The organism is Pseudarthrobacter sp. alpha12b, assembly GCF_054130495.1.
The window spans coordinates 3,967,317-3,981,921 of the sequence record NZ_CP196746.1; the positions used below are offsets into that span (position 1 = coordinate 3,967,317).

Consider the following 14,605-nt stretch of genomic DNA (forward strand, 5'->3'; position numbering starts at 1 on the left):
GACCGCCGCGTGACCGTCATCAGCCGGATCGAAACATTCCTTGTTCCACCCCGCTGGCTCTTCGTCCGGGTCGAGACCGAAAGCGGAATCGTGGGGTGGGGCGAGGCAACCTGCGAGGGCCGCAGCGAGACGGTGCGCGCCGCCGTCGGACAACTCTCGGAGCTGCTCATCGGCAGGGACGCCCTGCGGATCGAAGATCACTGGCAGGTGATGACCAAGGGCTCGTTCTACCGCGGCGGTCCTATCCTTGCCAGCGCCGTCTCCGGCCTGGACCAGGCCCTCTGGGACATCGCCGGCAAGCACTTCAACACCCCGGTGCACCAGCTCCTGGGCGGCCACGTCCGCGACCGGATCCGGATGTACGGCTGGGTGGGCGGCGACGAGCCGAACGAGGTGGCGGACCAGATCAGCGCCCAGCTGGAGGTGGGGCTCACCGCCGTCAAAATGAACGCCAGCGGACGGATGAGCCCGGTGGCATCGGTGGCCGAGATCGACGGCGTCATCCGCCGGGTCGCCGCGGCACGGCAGGTCCTGGGCGACCACCGGGACGTCGCCGTCGACTTCCACGGCCGCTTCAGCCTGGCCAACGCCAAACGGGTGGCTCCGTTGCTGGAACCGTTCCGGCCCTTCTTCCTCGAAGAGCCGGTGGTCCCGGAAAACACCCACCTGCTCCGGGAATTTACCTCCTCCACCACCACGCCAGTGTCCACGGGGGAGCGGCTCTACAACCGGCAGGAGTTCCTGCCCGCCCTGCAGGCAGGGATAGCGGTGGCGCAGCCTGACCTCTCGCACGCGGGCGGCATCACCGAGGTCCGGAAAATCGCCGCCCTGGCCGAAGTCTATGAAGTCCAGCTGGCGCCGCACTGCCCGCTGGGGCCCCTGGCGCTCGCCGCGTGCCTCCAGGTGGGCTTCGCGACGCCCAACTTCCTCATCCAGGAACAAAGCATCGGCATCCACTACAACCAGGGCGCCGAAGTCCTGGACTATGTGGTGGACAAGACGCCGTTCAAGTTCGTGAACGGACACATCGAGCGGCTCACCGGGCCCGGGCTGGGCGTCAACATCGACGAGGCCGTGGTCCGCGCAGCTGACAAACGCGGCCATGCCTGGCGCGGGCCGGTATGGCGCCACCCCGACGGATCCTTCGCAGAATGGTGAACCCTATGACGTCCCGGAATTCAGCTGATACTTCCGCCAGCCTTCTGGCCGGCATCCGGCAGGCGCGCCTTGTCGGCATTGTCCGCGGGAACGACGGCGGTGCTGCCGCCAAGGCCGCGCTGGCGGCGATGGACGAAGGCTTCCAGTACGTGGAGATCGCCCTCACCACGCCCGATGCGCTGGAGGCCATCCGCGAGGTTCGCGCGGCTGCCCCGGCCGGCTGCCTGGTTGGCGCGGGCACCGTTCTCAGCGAGGCCGACGTCGAACACGTCACCGCAGCCGGTGCCCAGTTCATCGTGACGCCTTCCCTGGCCCCTTCGATCAGCGAGGCAGCAAGTGCCGGCATCCCGGTCCTGGCAGGCGCGCTGACGCCCAGCGAGGCGTACGAGGCGATGGAACGCGGCGCCACCGCCGTCAAACTCTTTCCGGCATCGATTGGCGGCCCCGGTTATTTGAAAGCCGTCCGCGACCCGTTCCCGGACATCCCCTTCATCGCCGTGGGCGGCGTAGGGCTCGGCGAAGCCGCCGGCTACTGGGAGGCCGGTGCCATCGCGGTGGGACTGGGCGGTCCCTTGTTTGGCACGGCTGCCTCCGGCGGCGACCTCGCCGAAATGCGCCACCGTGCCCGTGCATTCCTGGGCCTCGCCGCCGATTTCACCGCGCGGACCGGGACCGCTTCATGACTGCTGATGCCGCGGCTGGGCACAACCCGGGCCCGCACCCGGTGGGCCTGCTGACCTTCGGCGAGGCCATGGTCTCGCTCCGGTCCGCCGGCCCGCTGGTGAACGGCGGCCTCCTGAACATGCAGGTGGCCGGGGCGGAATCGAACGTGGCCATCGGCGTCGCGCGGCTTGGCCACACGGCTGCCTGGGCCGGGGCGGTGGGCGCGGACCCGCACGGCGAGTTCATTCTCAAGCAGTTGCGGGGCGAGGGCGTCCAACTGCACCACAGCGTGCACCCGGAGCGGAGCACCGGCGTGATGTTCCTGGAACAGCGCACGGCCGACCTCAGCAGGGCCTTCTACTACCGCGCCGGATCGGCGGGGTCCTCCATCTCGCGCAGCCAGGTTGCTGCCGCCCTGGATGGCGGGGCCCGGATCCTGCACCTGACCGGCATCACGCCGGCGCTCAGCCCGGAAGCCCGGGATGCGGTGGAATACGCCGCCGAGCGGGCTGCGGCGGACGGAATGGTGGTCTCCCTGGATGTGAACTACCGGAGCAAGCTCTGGTCCCGCGACCAGGCAAAGGCAGTGCTTGGCCCGCTGGCCCGGCACGCCACCATCGTCATAGCGTCCGACGACGAACTTGACCTGGTTGCCCCGCCCCGCGAGGGGAGCGGACCGGCAGCGCCCGCGGCAGCTGAGTCCCATGCGGCCGCGTGCCTGTTGGAGCTGGGAGTCAGCGAAGTCGTGGTGAAGCGCGGCGCCGCTGGGGCAGCAGTCCATACAGCGGAAGGCCTTCTCGAAGCCCCGGCCATCGCCGTGACCTGCGTGGACACTGTGGGGGCCGGGGACGCGTTCACCGCCGGCTACCTTTCAGCCCTGCTCGACGGCGACGACGTCCCCGCACGCCTGCACCGCGGCATCCTGGCCGGGGCCTTCGCCGTCAGCACCCGTGGCGACTGGGAGGGCCTGCCCCGCCGCGAGGAACTGGCCCTGCTCGACGCAGCCCGGGGCAGCACCCAGCGCTAACCCTTGCCCCACCACCAAAATTCCCCATCGACCCGAAAGCCAACCATGAAGATCATTGCCGCCGAGGTGTTTGTTACCAGTCCGTCCCGGAATTTCGTGACGTTGCGGATTGCTACGGAGGATGGTGTGACCGGGATTGGTGATGCCACGTTGAATGGGCGTGAGTTGGCTGTTGCCGCGTATTTGAAGGAGCATGTGGCGCAGTTGCTGATCGGGAAGGATCCGCACCGGATTGAGGATACGTGGCAGTTCCTGTACCGGTCGTCGTATTGGCGGCGTGGTCCGGTGACGATGGCGGCGATCGCTGCGGTGGATATGGCGTTGTGGGATATCAAGGGCAAGGTGGCCGGGCTGCCGGTGTACCAGCTGCTCGGTGGTGCGTCGCGGAACGGGTTGCGCGCGTACGGGCACGCGTCGGGTTCGGATATTGAGTCGTTGTTTGATTCGGTGCGGGAGCATTTGGAGTTGGGGTACAAGTCGATCCGGATTCAGACGGCGGTGCCGGGGATCAAGGCCGTGTATGGGGTGGCGGCGCAGGCGCAGGCGTCGGGGGAGCGGTATGACTATGAGCCGGCCGGGCGGGGTGCGTTCCCGGTGGAGGAGGACTGGGACACCCGGGCGTATCTGCGGCATTTGCCGACGGTGTTTGAGGCGGTGCGGAATGAGTTCGGCCCGGAGCTCCCGTTGCTGCATGACGGGCATCATCGGATGACGCCGATCCAGGCGGCGAGGCTGGGCAAGGCGCTGGAGCCGTATGACCTGTTCTGGCTGGAGGACTGCACGCCGGCGGAGAACCAGGAGGGGCTGCGCCTGGTCCGCCAGCACACCACCACGCCGTTGGCGATCGGGGAGATCTTCAACACCGTGTATGACTTCCAGACGCTGATCAAGGAACAGCTGATCGATTATGTCCGGGCGGCGTCCACGCACTTCGGCGGGATTTCGCCGTTGAAGAAGGTCATGGATTTCGCTGCGCAGTACCAGATCAAGTCCGGGTTCCACGGGCCTACGGATATTTCCCCGGTGGGCTTCGCGGCGCAGCTGCACGTGGGGTTGGCGATCCATAATTACGGGATCCAGGAGTACATGCAGCACTCGGAGAAGACCAACGAGGTCTTCGAGCAGTCCATGACCTTCTCCGACGGGTATCTGCACCCGGGCGACAAGCCCGGGATCGGCGTCGAATTCAACGAAGAAGCCGCCGCAGCGTACCCCTACCAGCAGGCCTACCTGCCCTACAACCGCCTGGTCGACGGCACCGTCCACGACTGGTAAGGCAGGCCGCGGCTGGCAGGCGCTTCCCGTTGACCCCGCGGTCACCCGGTGTGAGGATGGCGCAATGAACCAGATCTCGGCCTTCTACACCGGCCCCGGGAGACTTTTGGCGGCCATCGGCTCTGCCCTGGACGCGGCCGGTGTGGACCGCACAACGCTGCGGCCGGCCGATCTCGCTGCTGTTGACGAGTTCCACATCCGTGGCCGAAGGGCAACTCTGGAAATTATCGAGGCACTCGCCCTCAGTCCCGACTCCCACGTGCTTGACCTCGGCAGCGGACTGGGAGGCCCCGCACGGACGCTCGCCGAGTTGACCGGGTGCACGGTCACAGGGATCGACCTCACGCCGGAATTCTGCCAGGTAGCGACGGCGCTCTCGGAGTGGACAGGCTTGTCCGGCCGCACCCGCTTCCAAATTGGGGACGCAACAGCCACCGGCCTTCCCGACGGGTCTGTGGATGCGGCACTGACCATGCATGTGGCCATGAACATTCCCGACAAGCACGCGCTGTACGCGGAAGCATTTCGTGTCCTTCGACCGGGCCGCAGGTTCGTGGTTTACGACGTCCTGCAGGGTGAAGGCGGCGAAGTGCACTACCCGGTGCCGTGGGCCAATGACTCCTCGACAAGCTTTCCCGCCACCCTGGAAGAGATGCGCGAGCTCCTCCCGTCAGCAGGTTTCGATGTCGTCTCCGAAATCGACTCCTCGGACGAGAGCCTCGCTTGGTTCCAACAGATGCTCGCCCGGATCCAACGGGACGGGCCGCCGCCCGTGACTTTCGCGACCTTCCTGGGCGACAGTTTCGCGCAAATGACGGCCAACCAGGTGGCGAACCTCGCCGAGCGGCGCATCCGGACCGTCATGTTTGTGTGCTCGAAGCCGTCGTGACACGTGGGCGTCTAGTAACCCTAGTGTTTTGAGGCGGGGAGGTTTCGAGACACTGGACTCGGATGGGGTTGGAGGAGTCCCGCGGCCCCTAAGCCTGAACCCCTACCCGGCAATGGTCGACGGTGTCCGGGTTTCCGACGGTTTTATTGGTCCGGATTCTTCGCGGCCTGGCGGCGCCTGCGGGTCCGTGGTCAGTAGTCGGCTGAGCCGGTGTGCTGCTTGGACGACGGCGGCGGTAAGTTCTTCGGCTGGGGTTCCGGCGATGCGGTGGTTGGGAACGGTGGCTGTGACTGATCCGCTGATGGCGCCGTTAATGAAGATGGGGGCAGCTATTCCGTGGGCGTCGGGGACTCTTTCGCTGTTGGTGGCAACCCAGCCTTGGGAGCGGACACGCTCGAGTTCTTCTACCTGGATGCCGGCTTCACTGCTGATCCTTGCGCTGATGGTTTGCGGTAGGTAGGCGAGGATGGCCTTGCCCGCTGCTCCGGCTGTAAGCGGCGTCTCGGCCCCTTCTTCCAGGACGTATCGGACATTGCGGGCGCCGACGAGTGATCGTGCGATCTGAGCTCTTACTTCCTGGGAGTCGTAGAGGGTGAGTGTGATGGTTTCACCGGTCTGTTCGCTGAGGGACAGGAGGTCTTCGTCCACGATTTCAGACAGTTCGTGGTTGGTGCCAAGGGCCGCGGACCAGCGGAGCAGCGTGGGGCCGATACTCCAGGTGCGTTCGTCCAATCTTGTTATGAGCCCCACCTCACAGGCGGATTCGACAAGACGACGCGTCGCGACTGATCGCGTTCCCCACAGGGAGGAAAAACCCGAGAGGGTCAGTTTGGCCAGCGGCCGGCCACAGAACGTGGTCAGGATGGCTGCGATCCGATCAATCAGGGCGGAGGACTCGGCCGGGAGCACATCTGAGGTTGGAGCTGATTCTTTTTGGGACTGAAGCAGAGCCTCAAGTTCCCTGGCGGCGCCGCACAGCATTTCTGCGCTTGGACTGATGGACGCCTCCGTGAACTCGTTGCGTGGCCTGGACAGGGAAAGTGAGCCCACCAGGTGGTCATTGAGGGTGAATGGGACGGCGATGCCGGCGGCATCCGGGATGTGCTGTCCTATGCTGACCACCGCACCGGTGGAGGCGTAGCTCTGGAGGGCGTTTTCGATCCGTTCCCGGCTGTCCATGGAAGCTTCGGTGTATTTCTTCAGTTGCCCCGGCAACCCGGCCGTCCCCCGGCGCGACAGGATGGCCAGTCCCAGTGCGCCGGCATGGGTGGGGACCCTGGACCCTGGTGTCAGCGTGTACCGGACGGGGGCGTCAGGTTCCAGCGATGCCAGCACAAAGCATTCTTCCGGCTTGCCGGATTCGACCGCCATCAGGGCGGTCGCTCCGGAAGCCCGGCTCAAGCGTGAAAGGATGCGGGAGCCTTCCGTGAAGAGTGGGTGCCCCTGCTGCAGTGCTTTGGAGAGGACTTTCAGGCGGGGCCCGAGAATGTAGGCCCCCGCCGCGTCCCGGGAAACAAGCCGTTCTTCCACGAGGCGGCCAAGGATCCGGTTGATCGTGCTCCTGCTGGCGCGCAGCTCTTCGGCGAGCTCCCGCACGCCCCAGCCGTAGCCGGCGCGGCCGATGACAGCCTCGAGGACCGAGACCACTTCTTTGGAGCCATCGCGCTGCGTTGCCTGGGGATCCTGTTCCTCCATACCGGCAGTATTTCACGCCCAGAGAGCCCAGCATCCAGAATGCGCGCCCGCGCGGAACACCACTTGACAGTGGCCTGGAACACATGCATGCTTTAAATGGCCCCGCAAATGAGACATCGTCCCATTTTTCTAACATCGTAGACAGAGAGGTCTTCGAATGACTACCCCCACATTGGCCGCCCCGGATCTGGCGCGGCGCAAGAAAGCCAAGAAGGCGACCGGCGTTGCCGCCTTCGGAACCTTCATCGAGTACTACGACTTCAGCGTGTACGGCTATGTCGCCGCGACCCTGGCGACGGTGTTCTTCCCCGGCAAGGACCCGCTGATGTCGCTGCTGGACACGTTGCTGGTGTTTGGTTCGGCCTTCGTCGTCCGCCCACTGGGCGCGGTCTTCTTCGGCCGTCTCGGTGACAAAAGGGGACGCCGCTACAGCCTCATTGCCAGCATCACCTGCATGGGTGCTGCAGCCACGCTGACCGGCCTACTGCCTGGTTTCGCGCAGATCGGCGTCCTGGCCCCGATCCTCCTGGTAATCCTGCGCATGCTGCAGGGCTTCTCCACGGGCGGTGAAATCGGCGGTGCCGCCGCGTACATCCGGGAGTGGGCCGAACCGAGCAAGCGTTCGCTATACGTCTCGATGATCCCCTCCATCGCCCAGCTCGGTAAGGGCCTCGCCGCCGGCCTGGCGGCCATCGCCGCCGCAACAATGCCTGCCGCTGTCATGACCGAGTGGGGCTGGCGCATCCCGTTCCTGCTCGCGCTTCCATTGGGCATCCTGTGCCTGATCCTGCGGCTCAAAGTTGAAGACAGCCCTGAATTCACGGCCATCAAGACCAAAGACAGCACCGCCGACAAGCCGTTCCGCGAAGTCCTGAGCAAATACCCGAAAGCCCTTGCCAAGGTCACCACCATTTCGCTGGTCCAGAACCTTGGCACCTACATCGGCACGGTGTTCGTCGCGGTGTACTTCAGCGAAGTCCTTGGCTTCAAGAAGAGCGAAGCGGCCACCATTGTCCTACTGGCAGTACTGTTTGCCGCGTTGGTCATCCCGTTCGCGGGCCAGCTCGGCGACCGGATCGGCGGCCGCAAAGTTCTCCTCTGGTCCTATATCGCCTACGCCGTCATCTCGATCCCGTCCTTTGCCCTGATGAACCAGCACTCCTTCGCGCTGGCACTGCTCGGACTCGGCCTCGGCATCATCCCCTATGCCCTCTGCCAAGCCGGAACCTACGGCTCCATGCTTGAGTTCTACCCCACCCGCATCCGGCACACCGGCGTCGCCTTCGGCCACAGCGTCGGCGCTGTCATCGGCGGCGGAGCCGGCCCCTACTTCGCCACCTGGCTGATCGACCAAACCGGAAACACCTTCGTCCCCGCCTTCGTCCTGGTAGGCGCCGGCCTGCTCGGACTCCTCGTAGTGGGACTCACGGTCAAGAAAAACGACGCAACCTCCGAACACCTCTACCGATAGGCCATCCCCTTGACCAGCATCTACATCTCGGACCCCATCCACCCGGACGTCCTCACCGACATCCAGGCCACGGCCACCGTCCACCTCGGTTTCGGACCCAGCAAAGTCGACTACCTCAGCGTCAGCGACAGCATCGACGGGGTCATCCTCCGAGCCGAAAACTTCACCCGCGAGATTATCGAAGCCTCGCCCCGGCTCAAGATCATCGCCCGCCACGGTGTCGGCACGAACAACGTAGATATTGACGCAGCAACCGAACACGGTATCTGGGTGACCACCACACCAGGGGCCAACAGCAACGCCGTCGCTGAGCACGTCTTCGCGCTTCTGCTCGCTGAAGCCAGGAAGGTCTGCGCCGCCGCGGACCGCGTCCGGGCCGGCAACTGGTCCGAAAGCAAAGCCGACCTGATCGGGTTCGAACTCTCAGGACGCACGATCGGCATCATCGGATTCGGTGCCATCGGCAAACGCGTCGCCGCGATCGCCCAAGGCTTCGGGATGCGGATCCTTGCCTCAGACCCGGTCACAACCACCGCGGACGCCGCAGCCGCAGGAGCAGACCTGGTCGAACTGGACACCCTTTACGACAGTGCGGACATCATCACCCTGCACGCGCCGCTGCTACCGGGCACCCAGCACATGATCGGCGCGCGCGAACTGGGCCGGATGAAAAACACGGCAGTGCTCATCAACACTTCACGAGGTGGGCTGATCGACGAGGACGCCCTCGTCCATGCCCTCACAGAGGGACAAATTGCCGGCGCAGCGCTGGATGTCCTCGAAGCCGAAAGCACCGACATGAAGGATCCACTGGCCCACACCCGCGTTCCCCTGAGAGAAGTACCAAACCTCATCGTTACGCCGCACATAGCCGGACAAACCCAGGAAGCGTTCCTCGAAGCCGGAACGAAATCCTGGGCCGAGGTCAAGACGGTGCTGGCCGGCAACACACCAACCTTTCCAGTCAACGCCAACGACCTGCAAAAGCTCGCCGTCTAACCCGATCAAGGAACCACGTGTATATCAACGCTCCGGCAGACAACATCGCCGTCTACCCCGAATGGCCCCGCCCTTCCCGGGACATCGTGCAGTCCCTCGCCGCCTACCCGCCGGCACTGATCGGGGACGTGCGCAAACGCATGGACATGATGTCCGCCGACATCCGCTGCCTCACCCCCGGCACCCGCCTTGCAGGCACTGTACTGCCCATCCACACCTGGGAAGGCGACAACCTGGCCATCCACCGTGGCCTGGATGAAGCCAAACCAGGCGACGTGCTGGTGATCGCCGGTAACGGCGTGACCAACCGGTCCGTCTTCGGCGGAATCCTCGCTGAAATTTGCCTGCACAAAGGCGTTAGAGGAGTCATCATCGACGGCGCCGTCAGGGACGTCGAAGAAATGAACGACATGGGCATCGCAGTGTTCGCCCGCGCCGTCGTCCCGGCCGGCCCCTCCAAGAACGGACCTGGCTATGTCGGCAAGCCGATCGCCTGCGGCAACGTCGTCTGCAACCCCGGCGACGTCGTCATCGGCGACCAGGACGGCATCGTCGTCATCCCGCAGTCAGAACTCAACGAAACCCTCCAGGCCCTCCCCGGCCAGGAGAACCTCGAACGCCAGATCCGCTCCCGCATCACAGAACACGTCGCCCCCTAGAGGCACCCGTCCGACTCAAGCAGTGGCGGCGGCCCGGCACACCCGGACCGCCGCCACTGCTGACTTAAACATCTGGAAAACAATGACACTAAACCCGGCAAACCCACTCAGACACGTTGAGTGGTCAATGCTGATCAACGCTCTGGTGGAAATCCGCCACAAAGGCCAACTGATCAGGAGCGGCTTCGTCGAAGACGCCATGCCGGACTCCTCTGCGCTTTGGATCGCCGCCGACAGCAAGAACTCCCGCCAAATGTTTGAGGCCTCTCAGGGCCACGAAGTATGGGTTACTCCACAACAGCTCAACGGCGAGCTCAGCTACCGCATGACCGCCAGCCAAATCTTCAGACCAACACCACCTGCCCGGCGCCCATAGACCAGGGCCGACAAGAACAGCGGATGTCAGTGGTCCACCAGGCAAAAGAGTGCCACCTACTGGCGTCTCGTAATGCTTGGGTTTTGAGGCAGGCGAATTCCTGTGGTGCAGGCACCGCTGGGATTCGCCGGTTAGTTATGAGGCACCGCAGAGCAGCCTGTGATTGTCCCGCTTGTCCAGGCTGCGAATTGTGTTCCTCGGGGACAATGAACGCAGGCTGCCCCTACTCCGCCGCGCCCCACAGTGCCTTGCGCAAAAGCCGCTTCAACTCCTGCGACTCATTGTCGGAAAGTCCGGCCAGCTGGTCCAGCTCCGCTTGGTCCAGGGCCGCGCGTGCCTTGGTGTGCATCTTGCGCCCCTCGGCCGTGGAAACGATGATCTTGGCGCGCCGGTCCTGCTTGCCCTGCGCCCGTTCCACCAGGCCGCGCCGTTCCAGGTCGTCCACCAGCGTCACCACCTGGCTGGGGTCCAGGCTGAGGAAATCGGCGAGTTCCCGCTGCGTCGGCTCCAGCCCGCTGCATGCCAGCGTCAGGACGGAGAAGGACCGCTCGCGCAGGCCAAAGTCGGCCAGTGCCTTGTTGTTCAGGACCGAACCTGCGGCATGCAGCTTGGCCAGCAGCAGGCCCACATCACTGCCGATCCTGGCGGCCGCAAGGCGCGGGGTCTGAACGTCTGTGCCCAAGGTGGCCATCACAACTCCGGTACTGGTAAAAAACAATCGTTGACTTTTTCAATGATCCGTATTTTCATTGAATTCAACAAGGATCTCACACCGCAGTGGGACCACCCCATCGGCTTCGGCCGGCGCATGCGAAGGAGCAGGCCATGAGCTTGAACGGCAAGGTTGCAATCGTCACCGGCAGCGGGCAGGGCCTCGGCCTCGCCTACGCAAGGGAACTGGCCCGCCAGGGTGCCGCCGTCGTCATCAACGACGTGAACGCTGAGACGGCCGCGCAGGCCGTGGCGCAGATCGAGGCCGACGGCGGCCGGGCCACCGCCGTGGTTGTCCCGGTGGGAACCACGGACGCCGCCAAGGCCCTGGTGGCCGGAGCCGTTGACACGTTCGGCCGGCTGGACATCCTGGTCACCAACGCCGGGATCCTGCGGGACAAGAGCATCCTGAAGATGACCGATGAGGACTTCGACCTGGTGATCAACGTCCACCTCAAAGGCACCTTCACCTGCGTCCGGGAAGCCTTCGCCTACTTCAAGGAAAACAACATCCAGGGCCGCATCATCACCATCGGGTCCCCCACGGGCCAGCGCGGCAACTTCGGCCAGACCAACTACGCCGCCGCCAAGGCGGGCATCGTGGGCATGGTCCGCACCTGGGCCCTGGAAATGAAGAAGGCGGGCGTGACGGTCAACAGCGTCATCCCGGTGGCCGCAACGGCCATGACCAAGACCGTGCCGTACTTCCAGAAGGCAGTGGAGGCGGACGAGCGCGGTGAAGCCATGCCGTCCTTCTTCCGCCACGACCTTGGCTTTGGAACGGCCGACGACGTCGCCGGGCTGGTTGCCTTCCTCGCCTCCGACGAGGCCGCCAACATCACCGGCCAGGCTATCGGCGCCGGCGGTGACCGGCTTCAGGTCTGGACCCACCCGGAAGCTGCCACCACCGAATACCGCGAAGGCGGCTGGAGCTACGAGGCGCTGCAGGACAACGCCGGCCAGCTGTTCACCGCGGAAACACTCCAGGGCTACGGCGAGGAATTCCTGCCCCTGCCCGAAGAGCTCAAGCCCGCGCAGCCGGCCGAGGCCCGCTGACCATGGCTGACCGTTATGAGCTGGGCGTCGACCCAGCGAAACTCGACGCCATCGACATGCACGTCCACCTCGAGGTGGACAGCTGCGGGCACGGCTCCCTGCCGGAGGCTCTCACCGAGGCCTCGGCCAAATACTTCAAGGCCGAGGACCGCACCCCGTCCCTGGACCGCATCGCCGAGGTATACCGCGGACTGAACATGGCCGCCGTCGTCTTCACCGTGGACGCCCGCACCCAGCTCAAGCACGAGCCCAACAGCATCCCCGAACTCATCGCCGGTGCCGCCCGGAACAATGACGTCCTGATCCCGTTCGGCAGCGTCGATCCGCGCACGGGCAAGGACGCCATCGCTGGCGCCAAGCACCAGGCAATCGAACTCGGCGCGCGCGGCTTCAAGTTCCACCCCTCCCTGCAGGGCTTCGACCCCTCCAGCGAGCGCTTCTACCCGCTCTGGGAAACCCTCCAGGAACTGGGCCTGCCCGCCATCTTCCACACCGGCCAAAACGGCATGGGCGCGGGCCTTCCCGGCGGTTTCGGCATCAAGCTGGCCTACTCCAACCCCCTGCTCCTGGACGCCGTGGCCGCGGACTTCCCGGGCCTGCAGATCATCATGGCCCACCCGTCCGTGCCGTGGCAGGATGAGGCGAACTCCATTGCCACTCACAAGGCCAACGTCTTCATCGATCTCTCCGGCTGGTCGCCCAAGTACTTCCCGGAGTCCCTGGTGAAGGCCTCCAACTCGTACCTGCAGGACAAGGTGCTGTTCGGCACCGACTTCCCGCTGATCACCCCGCGGAAGTGGCTGGGCGCCTTCGCGGACCTCCCGCTGAAGGACGAAGTCCGGCCCAAGATCCTCAAGGACAACGCCGTGCGCCTCCTGGGGCTGGGTGGCTAAGATGAACAGCTTGACGACGACGGCACCCGGCCTGGGTGCCCGGCTGTACTCCGCAGCGGACTGGTACGACGCCGAGTCCCTGCTCACCCAGGACGAGTGCCGGGTCCTGGCCCGGCTGAGGGATTTCCTGGACCGCGAAGCGAAGCCCCTGCTGGCCGAGTACTGGGAACGGGGCGAGTTCCCGCAGCAGCTCGCCCGGCCGCTGATCGACCTGGACCTCATGGAACCCACTGAACTCACTGTGGACGGGCCAGCGCGGGGCATCTACCAGGGCTTCCGAATCTTCGAACTTGCCCGCACCGACGCCTCCCTGGCCACCTGGTATACAGCGCAGGCCGGCCTGTTCCGGACCGCCATCCGCGTCGGCGCTTCCGAACAGCAACAGCGCGAGTGGATGCCCAAAGTCATCGACTTCTCGCTCAAAGGCGTCTTCTCACTGACCGAACCCGAGTCCGGCTCGGACATCGCCGGCGGACTCTCCACCACAGCCCGTCGTGAAAGCGACGGCAGCTGGATCCTGGACGGTGCCAAGCGCTGGATCGGCGGCGCCGCCACCGCTGACGTCCTGGCCGTGTTCGCCCGGGATGCCGCCGACGGGCAGGTCAAAGCCTTCCTCGTGGACCGCACCGCCCAGGGAGTCAGCCTGGAAAAAATCCAAGGTAAGACCTCGCTGCGGATGATGCAGAACGCCCACATCACCCTGACAGGCGTCCGCGTCCCGGAGTCGATGCGCCTGCACAACGTGAACTCCTTCAAGGACGTCGCGGCGATGCTGAGGGCCATGCGCTCGGACGTGGCCTGGATCGCCACCGGCATCGCCGCCGGCGCATTCGAAGCCGCCCTCGCCTACGTCAACGGGCGCCAACAGTTCGGCCGCAGCCTCGGTTCCTTCCAGCTGGTCCAGGAGAAACTGGCCCGCATGCTGGGGAACGTCACCGCCAGCCTGTCCCTGGTGGTCCGGCTCACCGAACAGCAGGCCAAGGGCATCTACCGCGACCAGGACTCGGCCCTGGCCAAGATGCAGACGTCCCTGTTCATGCGCGACACCGTGGCCCTGGCCCGCGAAGTGGTGGGCGGCAACGGCATCACCCTGGCCACAGATGTGGCACGGTTCCACGCCGACGCCGAGGCCGTCTACTCCTACGAGGGCACCCACGACATCAACGCCCTCATCATCGGCCGCGCCCTCACCGGCGAAAGCGCCTTCACCCGCTGAACCCCGTTTTCCCCACCCAACGAACAACTCCCGGAGGCAACGATGCCCACTCTCGTCGTCGATTTCGACACCCTGCTCACCCTGTCCGGCAAGGACCTCGGCACCACCGACTACCGCCAAATCACCCAGGAACAGATCAACCTGTTCGCCGACGCCACCGACGACCACCAGTGGATCCACACCGACCCCGAACGCGCCAAGGACGGCCCCTTCGGCGCCCCGATCGCCCACGGCTTCCTCACGCTCTCGCTGATCATCCCGTTCTGGGGCGAGCTGTTCGACGTCGACGGCGTCACCACCAAGGTCAACTACGGACTGGACAAAGTCCGCTTCACCTCACCCGTCACGGTCGGGTCCAAAGTCCGGATGCAGGCCACCATCGCCGACGTCACCGAGGTCAAGGGCGGCGCCCAGATCAAGGTCAACGCCACCATCGAAATCGAAGGCCAGGAACGCCCCGCCGTCGTCGCCGAATTCCTGGCCCGCTTCTACAAGTAAGCCGCTTCTACAGGTAGGC

At 65.2% G+C, this 14,605-nt stretch carries 15 protein-coding genes; 13 read left to right on the forward strand and 2 right to left on the reverse strand.

The window, feature by feature from the left end; genetic code table 11:
- Positions 1-9 precede the first annotated feature (9 nt).
- From dgoD to ACTAQI_RS18365, 5 genes are all read left to right on the forward strand, one after another.
- Complete coding sequence (dgoD, locus tag ACTAQI_RS18345; protein ID WP_457947763.1) at positions 10-1,158, forward strand: galactonate dehydratase; 1,149 nt, start codon at positions 10-12, stop codon at positions 1,156-1,158.
- A gap of 5 nt (positions 1,159-1,163) precedes the next feature.
- Complete coding sequence (locus tag ACTAQI_RS18350) at positions 1,164-1,841, forward strand: bifunctional 4-hydroxy-2-oxoglutarate aldolase/2-dehydro-3-deoxy-phosphogluconate aldolase (RefSeq protein WP_457947765.1); 678 nt, start codon at positions 1,164-1,166, stop codon at positions 1,839-1,841.
- The gene (locus ACTAQI_RS18355; protein WP_457947767.1) at positions 1,838-2,848 is read left to right on the forward strand and encodes a sugar kinase; all 1,011 of its coding nucleotides are present in this window, start codon (positions 1,838-1,840) and stop codon (positions 2,846-2,848) included. Before ACTAQI_RS18350 ends, ACTAQI_RS18355 begins: the two co-directional genes overlap by 4 nt.
- A gap of 45 nt (positions 2,849-2,893) precedes the next feature.
- Entirely contained in the window at positions 2,894-4,123 is a 1,230-nt protein-coding gene (gene manD, locus ACTAQI_RS18360; RefSeq protein ID WP_457947769.1) for a D-mannonate dehydratase ManD, read from the forward strand.
- Positions 4,124-4,187: 64 nt separating this feature from the next.
- Positions 4,188-5,012 carry a class I SAM-dependent methyltransferase gene (locus ACTAQI_RS18365; RefSeq protein ID WP_457947771.1) on the forward strand — a complete coding sequence of 275 codons (825 nt, stop codon included), beginning with the start codon at positions 4,188-4,190 and terminating at the stop codon, positions 5,010-5,012.
- Positions 5,013-5,114: 102 nt separating this feature from the next.
- Here ACTAQI_RS18365 and ACTAQI_RS18370 read toward each other — a convergent pair whose 3' ends face one another.
- Positions 5,115-6,707, reverse strand: a complete 1,593-nt coding sequence (locus ACTAQI_RS18370; RefSeq protein WP_457947773.1) for an IclR family transcriptional regulator — start codon at positions 6,705-6,707, stop codon at positions 5,115-5,117.
- A 157-nt stretch (positions 6,708-6,864) separates the two neighbouring features.
- On the opposite strand from ACTAQI_RS18370, the gene ACTAQI_RS18375 reads away from it, so the two are divergent.
- From ACTAQI_RS18375 to ACTAQI_RS18390, 4 genes are all read left to right on the forward strand, one after another.
- Positions 6,865-8,178, forward strand: a complete 1,314-nt coding sequence (locus tag ACTAQI_RS18375; protein ID WP_457947775.1) for an MFS transporter — start codon at positions 6,865-6,867, stop codon at positions 8,176-8,178.
- Positions 8,179-8,187: 9 nt separating this feature from the next.
- Positions 8,188-9,177: a hydroxyacid dehydrogenase gene (locus ACTAQI_RS18380; RefSeq protein ID WP_457947777.1), complete on the forward strand. Its 990-nt coding sequence runs from the start codon at positions 8,188-8,190 to the stop codon at positions 9,175-9,177.
- Positions 9,178-9,194: 17 nt separating this feature from the next.
- Entirely contained in the window at positions 9,195-9,836 is a 642-nt protein-coding gene (locus tag ACTAQI_RS18385) for an RraA family protein (protein WP_457947779.1), read from the forward strand.
- Positions 9,837-9,963: 127 nt separating this feature from the next.
- Positions 9,964-10,212 carry a hypothetical protein gene (locus ACTAQI_RS18390; protein ID WP_457947780.1) on the forward strand — a complete coding sequence of 83 codons (249 nt, stop codon included), beginning with the start codon at positions 9,964-9,966 and terminating at the stop codon, positions 10,210-10,212.
- A gap of 223 nt (positions 10,213-10,435) precedes the next feature.
- On the opposite strand, the gene ACTAQI_RS18395 is transcribed toward ACTAQI_RS18390, so the two are convergent.
- Positions 10,436-10,903, reverse strand: coding sequence for a MarR family winged helix-turn-helix transcriptional regulator (locus tag ACTAQI_RS18395; RefSeq protein WP_457947782.1), 468 nt, complete (start codon positions 10,901-10,903; stop codon positions 10,436-10,438).
- 134 nt (positions 10,904-11,037) lie between these two features.
- On the opposite strand from ACTAQI_RS18395, the gene ACTAQI_RS18400 reads away from it, so the two are divergent.
- The 4 genes from ACTAQI_RS18400 to ACTAQI_RS18415 are packed head-to-tail and all read left to right on the forward strand — an operon-like array spanning position 11,038 to position 14,586.
- Entirely contained in the window at positions 11,038-11,979 is a 942-nt protein-coding gene (locus ACTAQI_RS18400; RefSeq protein WP_457947783.1) for an SDR family NAD(P)-dependent oxidoreductase, read from the forward strand.
- A 2-nt stretch (positions 11,980-11,981) separates the two neighbouring features.
- Entirely contained in the window at positions 11,982-12,872 is an 891-nt protein-coding gene (locus ACTAQI_RS18405) for an amidohydrolase family protein (RefSeq protein WP_457947785.1), read from the forward strand.
- A 1-nt stretch (position 12,873) separates the two neighbouring features.
- The gene (locus tag ACTAQI_RS18410; protein ID WP_457947786.1) at positions 12,874-14,088 is read left to right on the forward strand and encodes an acyl-CoA dehydrogenase family protein; all 1,215 of its coding nucleotides are present in this window, start codon (positions 12,874-12,876) and stop codon (positions 14,086-14,088) included.
- Positions 14,089-14,130: 42 nt separating this feature from the next.
- Positions 14,131-14,586 carry a MaoC family dehydratase gene (locus ACTAQI_RS18415; RefSeq protein ID WP_457947788.1) on the forward strand — a complete coding sequence of 152 codons (456 nt, stop codon included), beginning with the start codon at positions 14,131-14,133 and terminating at the stop codon, positions 14,584-14,586.
- Positions 14,587-14,605: the final 19 nt, after the last annotated feature.

Excerpts from the sequence above, each read along its gene's own strand:
- ACTAQI_RS18350 (WP_457947765.1), top strand. The coding sequence starts at position 1,164 with ATGACGTCCCGGAATTCAGCTGATACTTCCGCCAGCCTTCTGGCCGGC.
- ACTAQI_RS18355 (WP_457947767.1), top strand. The coding sequence starts at position 1,838 with ATGACTGCTGATGCCGCGGCTGGGCACAACCCGGGCCCGCACCCGGTG.
- manD (WP_457947769.1), top strand. The coding sequence starts at position 2,894 with ATGAAGATCATTGCCGCCGAGGTGTTTGTTACCAGTCCGTCCCGGAAT.
- ACTAQI_RS18365 (WP_457947771.1), top strand. The coding sequence starts at position 4,188 with ATGAACCAGATCTCGGCCTTCTACACCGGCCCCGGGAGACTTTTGGCG.
- ACTAQI_RS18370 (WP_457947773.1), bottom strand. The coding sequence starts at position 6,707 with ATGGAGGAACAGGATCCCCAGGCAACGCAGCGCGATGGCTCCAAAGAA.
- ACTAQI_RS18375 (WP_457947775.1), top strand. The coding sequence starts at position 6,865 with ATGACTACCCCCACATTGGCCGCCCCGGATCTGGCGCGGCGCAAGAAA.
- ACTAQI_RS18390 (WP_457947780.1), top strand. The coding sequence starts at position 9,964 with ATGCTGATCAACGCTCTGGTGGAAATCCGCCACAAAGGCCAACTGATC.
- ACTAQI_RS18395 (WP_457947782.1), bottom strand. The coding sequence starts at position 10,903 with ATGGCCACCTTGGGCACAGACGTTCAGACCCCGCGCCTTGCGGCCGCC.
- ACTAQI_RS18400 (WP_457947783.1), top strand. The coding sequence starts at position 11,038 with ATGAGCTTGAACGGCAAGGTTGCAATCGTCACCGGCAGCGGGCAGGGC.
- ACTAQI_RS18405 (WP_457947785.1), top strand. The coding sequence starts at position 11,982 with ATGGCTGACCGTTATGAGCTGGGCGTCGACCCAGCGAAACTCGACGCC.
- ACTAQI_RS18410 (WP_457947786.1), top strand. The coding sequence starts at position 12,874 with ATGAACAGCTTGACGACGACGGCACCCGGCCTGGGTGCCCGGCTGTAC.
- ACTAQI_RS18415 (WP_457947788.1), top strand. The coding sequence starts at position 14,131 with ATGCCCACTCTCGTCGTCGATTTCGACACCCTGCTCACCCTGTCCGGC.